This window comes from Brasilonema sp. UFV-L1 (assembly GCF_012912105.1).
Lineage (GTDB): Bacteria > Cyanobacteriota > Cyanobacteriia > Cyanobacteriales > Nostocaceae > Brasilonema.
This window is the reverse complement of the sequence record NZ_QMEA01000233.1, coordinates 1-7,964: the sequence shown is the minus strand read 5'-3', so window position 1 is coordinate 7,964 and position 7,964 is coordinate 1. Positions and strand designations below refer to the sequence as shown.

6 protein-coding genes and 2 pseudogenes are annotated in these 7,964 nt (G+C 42.8%); 6 read left to right on the top strand and 2 right to left on the bottom strand.

The genetic code is table 11. The features are described from left to right. The 6 genes and pseudogenes from DP117_RS35765 to DP117_RS33140 form a co-directional block, all read left to right on the top strand. A partial coding sequence (locus tag DP117_RS35765; protein WP_211176497.1) for a hypothetical protein occupies nucleotides 1-293 on the top strand: 293 nt, incomplete at its 5' end. Nucleotides 294-678: 385 nt separating this feature from the next. Further along, nucleotides 679-1,437: pseudogene (locus tag DP117_RS33160) on the top strand (pheophorbide a oxygenase); the annotation flags it as partial. A 291-nt stretch (nucleotides 1,438-1,728) separates the two neighbouring features. Beyond that, nucleotides 1,729-1,866: pseudogene (locus tag DP117_RS36780) on the top strand (pheophorbide a oxygenase); the annotation flags it as partial. Nucleotides 1,867-1,967: 101 nt separating this feature from the next. Beyond that, nucleotides 1,968-2,426 carry a hypothetical protein gene (locus tag DP117_RS33150; protein WP_169222411.1) on the top strand — a complete coding sequence of 153 codons (459 nt, stop codon included), beginning with the start codon at nucleotides 1,968-1,970 and terminating at the stop codon, nucleotides 2,424-2,426. A 45-nt stretch (nucleotides 2,427-2,471) separates the two neighbouring features. Beyond that, nucleotides 2,472-3,215 (top strand): cytochrome c biogenesis protein CcdA, encoded by a 744-nt coding sequence (locus DP117_RS33145; protein ID WP_169222410.1) that lies wholly within the window; start codon nucleotides 2,472-2,474, stop codon nucleotides 3,213-3,215. Between the two features lie 12 nt (nucleotides 3,216-3,227). After that, complete coding sequence (locus DP117_RS33140; protein ID WP_169222409.1) at nucleotides 3,228-4,598, top strand: cytochrome c biogenesis protein; 1,371 nt, start codon at nucleotides 3,228-3,230, stop codon at nucleotides 4,596-4,598. A gap of 45 nt (nucleotides 4,599-4,643) precedes the next feature. Here the strand turns inward: DP117_RS33140 and DP117_RS37430 are convergent, their stop codons facing one another. Together DP117_RS37430 and DP117_RS33130 are read right to left on the bottom strand one after the other, a co-directional pair. After that, the gene (locus tag DP117_RS37430) at nucleotides 4,644-6,008 is read right to left on the bottom strand and encodes a PAS domain-containing sensor histidine kinase (RefSeq protein ID WP_339381142.1); all 1,365 of its coding nucleotides are present in this window, start codon (nucleotides 6,006-6,008) and stop codon (nucleotides 4,644-4,646) included. Nucleotides 6,009-6,386: 378 nt separating this feature from the next. Then, a complete protein-coding gene (locus tag DP117_RS33130) occupies nucleotides 6,387-7,784 on the bottom strand; it encodes a transposase (protein ID WP_169222407.1) in 1,398 nt (465 codons plus the stop codon). Nucleotides 7,785-7,964: the final 180 nt, after the last annotated feature.

Here is a 7,964-nt window from a genome sequence, read left to right as displayed (position 1 = left end):
ACCCTCAACTGTCACACTACGAATTTTGGACGCTTGAAGATTTGGGATTAGCGATCGCCAAGAGTGAGTCTCACTTAAGGCTCAAGCAGACCCTTTTCAAACAACCTCTAAGCTCGACTTTATCCAAAATTAAGAACTCGGTTTTCTTTATCCGGCAACAACCCCGGCTTTTTGCGAAATACTTTTTCCACATAATAGATGATCACTCTCCGTTCAAAAAGTACAACTACCGTCCCACAAAGGTTTCAGCGATAGCGAGCGCGTGGCGAAAAAAATGGATTTTGTCGAGCTAAGACTTGGACCATGTTTATTATTAGGTAAATAACAGCCTCTTTCTGAATCAATTTCATCCCATGTAATACACCGTCAGTTAAAAGCTTTCCCCAAGCATTACACGGCATACGCTTGATTAAGATCCAGAATCAGATTGTTCCCTTGGACTGTAAAGTATTAATTCCTCTCACCGATTCCATCAGGAGCGAACGTACAGCTCATAATTCAATCAAGTCCCCTTGTCAATAGGGTTTGAGACGCGCTAACCCTGCTAAAAAAGATGGAATAAGTGTCAGTGAGTATCTAGAAAGGTTGATTAGGGCCGACGGCAAATAAATTTGCCGCGTCCGTTCTCATCCCTCCTCTAAAGAGAGAGGGCTTTCAACGTCCCGTGCGAATCAGCGTAAAGGGTTTGTTTGGTCTTGTTATGTGCGTGATTTGGAATATGACTGGCAAACCTTGATTGAGAATGTGAGTGATCCGAGTCATGTTCCATTTGCTCATCATGGGGTGCAGGGCGATCGAAAAAAAGCAACACCCATCTCCATGAAAATTGAGCAATCAACACCAAATGTGATTCAAACAACTCATAAAACAAGTTTCACAAAATCAACAATTACTTTTGAGCCACCTTGTCGCTTAGAGTATGCAATTAATTTCGGTGACTCCGGAAAGCAGATAGGAGTTGTTACTTATTGCATTCCAGTGTCCCCAGGTAAATCAAGGATTGTCGCTCAATTTCCCCGTAACTTTGCTAAAACACTCCATCGTCTAACACCTCGTTGGTGGGAACACGTCACAAATCGTCATCAGGTACTTGATGGAGATATGATTCTTCTACATCAGCAAGAGTACTTTCTTCAGCAGAAGAAAAAATCTTTTGAAAGCTGGAAAACTGCTTACAAGCTACCTACAAGCGCAGATCGTTTAGTGATTGAGTTTAGGAATTGGTTTGACAAGTATTGCCACGGACAGCTACCGTGGAACGAAGTCGGAATTGGTGTTCCAGAAAATTTGGAAATTAATGATAACCGTTCTGTGGTGCTAGATCGCTACAAACAGCACACTCAGTATTGCAGTAGCTGCCGAGGTGCCCTGAAGACAATACAGCGTTTGCAGGTGGTGCTCTTAGCATATTTTGCCATTACTATTTCAGGAGTTGCTATCCGATACTTTTTTGCTAACGTTTGCTAACAAATACATAAGTTGATTTTACTCAAACCTTGGCGTATCAACCAATGCACAAGATAAACCTTGCGCACTTTGTACTTGATCGAGCACTTGTTTTTCGTGCTTAACGACCGAAATAACAAATGTTTGTTATTCTTTTAACACAGTGACCAGCTTGATTTACAGAGGCTAGTTTGCTAAAAAGGCATTTCTCCCGACATTTGTTAATGAGTAAATCATAGCATTTAGCAATAATAGTTAGCAAAAACCTAACTAGTTAATTACCTTCCTGATACATTCCGAATTCAGGTTGGTTTACCCCTAGTAATAACCGCACTATTAAGTCTCTCAGTTTATACTTGGCTCAAATTCTGGCTTAGTCCTAAATTTTACTTTGTGGACTATGTGCATGCCCAAAGATAAAACCTCAAACTTGAGAACCAGTGAACTCTCGTATTTTTTTAAGTAGACTTTTCGTGATGTGTTATCAAAGTATAAATGATGACCTTGCACGAGGACCTACTATGTTTCACAGATGGTTCAAAAAGTATCTAGAGTCTCGACCAGTCCTAACTGCCTACAACAATTTACAAAAGACACAAGCTCGACAGCATACCCACTTTATCTTGTTTCCACCTAATCGGTGGTTTAACATCACACTTAACCATATTTTGGAGCGTCCGGAATGGTATAAAGGGGTACTGCATAATCATCCTTGGCCCAACATGAGTATTATTTTGAAAGGTGGCTACTGGGAGAAAACCAAGAACAAAGTGAAGTGGTATGGACCAGGCTCAATTATCTTTCGATCTGCACAAAAACACCATTGCATCTGGCTCAAAGATGATCAAGAATCATGGACAATATTCTTCCACGGTCCAATGGTGAAAAAAAGTTTTGATTTCGTGCAAGATGGTCAGTCTGTGACACCAGAACAGCTTAGGTTGCCAAGAGGTGTTGTTGCACGTGTCAGGCAAAATTAAGCTAAAATGCAAGCAGAGTAAGCATTTCCTGCTTTTGGATTTCCCATGCTTGAAACCCTGCAAACCCGACTTTACGAACTAGAGCAATTCGCTAACAGCCTCGTCGCTAACCAACTCACTCACCTGAGTTTGCTAAGTATTGGCGTCATTTTTGTCGCTGGGTTGCTCACTAGCCTTACACCATGCATGCTTTCCATGCTACCGATTACCATTGGCTACATTGGTGGCTATGAAGCGAAAAGCCGTCTGCAAGCAATTGCCCAATCAACATGGTTTGCTTTGGGATTGGCTACGACGCTAGCAGGGCTAGGTATTCTAGCAGCTTTTGTTGGCAAAGTCTATGGTCAAGTGGGAATCGGTTTACCAGTGATTGTCAGTATTATTGCCATTCTCATGGGGCTGAATTTACTGGAAGCTTTACCTTTGCAATTGCCTTCTTTTGGTGGAACAGAGTGGATTTCTCAAGAATTACCCCAAGAAGTGCGAGCTTATTTTATTGGTCTGAGTTTTGGTTTAGTCGCTTCCCCTTGCAGTACTCCTGTTTTAGCAAGCTTACTAGGTTGGGTTGCCAATACACAAGATTTAATGTTAGGGGCTGTTTTGCTGCTTTCTTACACAGCAGGTTATGTTGCACCATTGATTTTAGCAGGTGCGTTTACAGCTTCGATTAAGAAATTGCTAGAATTGCGTCGCTGGTCAAGTTGGATTAATCCAGTCAGCGGCGCTTTGTTAGTAGGATTTGGCGTGCTTTCTTTAGTTTCTCGGATTCCAGTAGAAATTTTCAGATAACTTATTAGATAAATGACCATAGAAAATTCAGTTTCCAAAAAACCTATATGGTCAGCATTTGGGCAGTTATTGCGACAAGAGTTATTGCCCGTGCTGACAGATTTACGCTTAGCAATTGTGATGCTGTTAATCATTGCACTTTTCAGCATCACTGGTACAGTCATCGAGCAAGGTCAATCACTTGCATTCTACCAAGCTAACTACCCAGAACACCCAGCTTTATTTGGGTTTCTAAGTTGGAAAGTTATCTTAACACTGGGCTTAGACCATGTTTATCGAACTTGGTGGTTTTTAGCGTTACTCATCTTTTTTGGGACAAGTTTAACTGCTTGTACTTTTACTCGCCAGTTACCAGCTTTAAAAGCTGCTCGTCGGTGGAAATTTTACGACGAACCTCGCCAATTTCAAAAGTTAGCTTTGAGTGCGGAACTAGATAATGGTTCAGTGAATTCTCTGACTGAACTTTTACAAAATCGCCGCTACAAAGTTTTTCAAGAAAAAGATGATTCTCTCTACGCCCGCAAAGGTATTATCGGACGCATCGGACCGATCATCGTTCATGTGGGTATGGTGACGATTCTTTTGGGGTCTATTTGGGGAGCAATGACTGGTTTTGTTGCTCAGGAAATGGTTGCTAGTGGTGACACCTTTACAGTGAGTAACATTATAGATGCAGGACCTTGGACAGCAGGACTACCCAAAGATTGGTCTGTGCGAGTCAATCGCTTTTGGATTGACTACACCTCTTCTGGTGGAATTGACCAATTTTACTCAGATATGTCTGTTTTGAACAATCAGGAACAGGAAGTTGACCGCAAAACGATTTTCGTCAACAGTCCTCTGCGTTATCACGGCGTGACTTTCTACCAAGCAGATTGGGGAATTTCTGCTGTTCGAGTCCGAGTGAACAAAAGCCCAATTTTTCAATTACCGATGGCGCAACTGAACACCAAAGGTAATGGACGCATCTGGGGAACTTGGATTCCGACTAAACCAGATTTGAGTGAAGGTGTTTCCTTGCTGGCGAAAGACTTGCAGGGAATGGTGCTGATTTATGATGCAACTGGCAAGTTGGCTAGCACTGTTCGCGCTGGAATGTCTACTCAAGTTAATGGTGTAACGTTGAAAGTTTTGGATATTGTTGGCAGTACTGGTTTGCAAATTAAAGCAGATCCAGGAATACCTATTGTTTATACAGGATTTGGCTTGCTAATGTTAGGTGTGGTGATGAGTTATTTTTCTCACTCGCAAGTTTGGGTATTACAGAAAGATGGTCGCTTGTATGTGGGTGGGAAAACGAATCGTGCCCAGGTCACTTTTGAACGGGAAATGTTGGAGATTTTGGATAAGTTAAGTTTACCACCACAGGGTGAGTCAGTTTGACACTTCCACGAGTGCAAAATTTTCATGTATCCTCGTGCATGCAGTTCATGACGACTTCGTTGGAGTATCAGCTAAGAAGACGACGCGTTCACGACTGCTGCAATCATCACCATTTTTTTCTGTACCCCCAGGAAACTTCACGGTGAAGGTAGTTTGCCCAGCTGCACTCTCCACCTGAATTGAAGCTCCTAAACGCTTCACTAATTTTTGCACAAGTGCTAATCCCAATCCGGTTCCACGATGTTGCCAAGGATCATTGTTGGGAATGCGGTAGAAAGCATCAAAAATCTGAGCTTGTTCAGCGGATGCAATTTCAACACCAGAGTTGCTGACACTAAGCTCTATCATGTTAGCTGTGCCGTATGCAGAAACAATAATCATTTCGCCTGCTGGTGTGTATTTGCAGGCATTAGTCAGTAACTCAATCAAAATCCGCTCTAGATCCGATATATCCGTCGTCAACAATGGAAGTTCGCCAGTCGTCAGTATGTATACGTGTTGTCTAGAGTTGCGAATACGTTCTTCAAACAATCCAACAATTGAGGGAATCCAAGTTTTTAGGTTAATCGTATCCATAATCGGTGGTGTTGTCTGTGCATCAAGATGGGCAAGTGTGAGCAAATCGTTGATCAGTTTGATTTCTCGATCAAGTTCGCAATGAAGAATCGCAAACAGTTGAGTGATTCTCGGATGTTCTTGACTAAATATGCCTTCTTGTTTGAGAACAGCTTCCAGCGTTTGAGCCGCAAGACTAATACTGGTAATTGGCGTTCGCAGTTCGTGGGAGAGTGTATTAAGGAATTCATTTTTTAAGCTGTTGAGTTTTTCTAGCTCCCTCGCCTGTGCTTGAGTGACTTGGTGAAGTCGAGCTTGGCTTTTTCTGGGAGCAGAACCTTTGCGAGTCATCAGCCGAAGGCTTGAGGCTTTGCGTATCGCACGCTCATTTGCAATCTGTTGTTTGGATTCTAAATCAGCACTCTGGCAGTGTACTTGGTGATCCAGTTGTGTATGTTGAATAGTCATTCCAATCTGTATTCCCAGTTGCTGAAACAATTCAGCTTCTGCCTGTTTTTGCTTATTAATATTGGTGCTAGTGCCAATCAGTCGATAAATTCGCCCGTTACTGTCTTGCTGGGGAGTCAGAGTTGTGAGCCACCAGGAAGGACTTCCCTGACGCCTCAGGCATTCTTCGTAAGAAATCGTTTTGCCACAGTACACACAGTCGGTGTAGTGTCGTCGCACGACAACTGCATCCGTTGGAGAGAAAACTTGCTCTGGTGTTTTCCCCTTCAAGTATTCTGAACGAATGCCAATCCACTGTTCATATGCGGGGTTAAAAGCAACGTAGCGAAAATTGCCGTCTTCTGTGACATCCACTACAAAAATGGATGCCTCTATCGCATCATAGATACTTCTTGAACCCTCTCCGGTCTAAAGACACGGGAGTTTCACGCTACATCCCCGTCTAGCTTTTCGCTCGTTACAGCTATCTGGCCAGAGGTTAGTAGCTCGCTAGAGACCCGCTCTGAGGGAGAATCAGACTGCCTACGTTCAGACGCGCTTACCATTACGGGTTCGCCACTTGCTACAACGGGGGGAACCCCCCGAAGCTTTGATCGGAGGAAACCTCCGCTCAAACTTCTCTCCGCAACGCAGTGGCTCACTTGTTTACGGGTTAATTGACGCTGGTGTGCCTCTAGCAGGATTGGTTCCAACCGCAAATACTCTTTTTGAGCATCTTGCAACACCAACTTGTTCTGATTTACATGTCTACTCAAAAATGCACGCTCACAAGTCACGATGATGCTCTGGAAGACCCGTTACATCCCGATGAACTCGTTGAGACAAGGATTTCTTGATGCGCGTCCCGTCTAAATGAGTCTGGCTTAATGCCGTTGTTTGAGTAGAAAACTTGGTAACTGACCTACCGGGGGAATGACTGGAAAAATGGGGCAAGCCCTCTTGCGTTGATCTGGAAGCATCACGATTTATCGTGTTGTTATTAGGGCTTGCCCCATTTTTTTGTCCCAATGCGTCACCAGCTTTTTCAGCTTTACGGACAAGTTCGGATTGTACAAAACCTGGGGATTTGGCAGAAATGGCTTTACCATAACGTTTCTGCCATCCCTTCACACTGATATTTTCAGTTTTGATATACTTACCATGCCGCAAAATCTCGTTAACAACACGACGATTTTGGGTTTTGGCATAAACTGCTTTACGTCGTTCTAGCTCACGTTTTTTACTTGCAGCTTTAAGGTAGTTGCTCGATTTCTTCCATTGCGCTTTCCCTTTTTTGACTTTACCTTTCTTGACAATAATCTTCCGACCTTTCTTTGCCTCAAAATTAGGTTCAAAATTATCTAGATTATTAGCGCGTTGAGAGCGCTGCATCTGTCTTTGTAGTCTAGTTATCTCGTCTTGAAAAGCGGAAACTTTTTCAGCGAATGGCAGCAAATCAGCATGGTTATCGCCAACAAAAGCAATGTTTGAGATGTTCAAATCCAAGCCAATCAAGCCATCAGAAACATAGTTTTGAGGCTTTTGGTAGGGATTACCCTCATTAACTAACTGAGCATACCAACGACGCTTACCATTTAAGATACGCCACAACAAGCGCACATATTTGACCGGAGACTCAAGACCGTGCCGGACGACTGGGTTATCTAAATCAATGATTGGTTGCAGTACCAGTTTGCCCCATACCAAGCAGTCATCTTTCCATCTAATTCCAGTTTTGTTGGATTTACCCTCCATTGACCGAAAACGACTTGGTACTTTGTACCGCACATCTTTAGCGCGTCCAAGCATGACCCGTTCACTTGCTTTAAATGCACGAGTTGCTAGTTTTTGTTGTGCAGTAGAATCTATTTTTTGAGCAATCCATTTAGCCGCCTTGCTAGTTATACTTGCAAAACTATGAAGGTCATACTCAGAGTATTTATACTGTTCACGTGCCTTCTTAAATGCGTCGCCGCGCTCTTTCTTTTTAGTTCTGGGTAATTGTCTTACTGCCAAGTATAGTTCGGAATTACGGACTAACTCAAGCCGTTTCATTGCTTCATTCAGGCATGCATTATAAAGTTGTCTACCAGCCTGAAAACGAGATAGCAACTCGAATTCTTGTTTATTATCTACGTTTAATGGCACTTGTGTTATAAACGATAACGTTAAACTCCGAACCACTTGACATCACCTCGTTTTCGTCTGCTATGCTTTGTCTTAGTTTACTTATAGATTCTATATATATCAACAGGAAAAGGGAGAAAAAGAATGAAAAACACGCCTGTCTTGTATGAAGAAATCAAAAAACAACGCGGTGTCATGTTGACAGATACCGCGTGGTCGAGTGCTGCTATTAAAGCT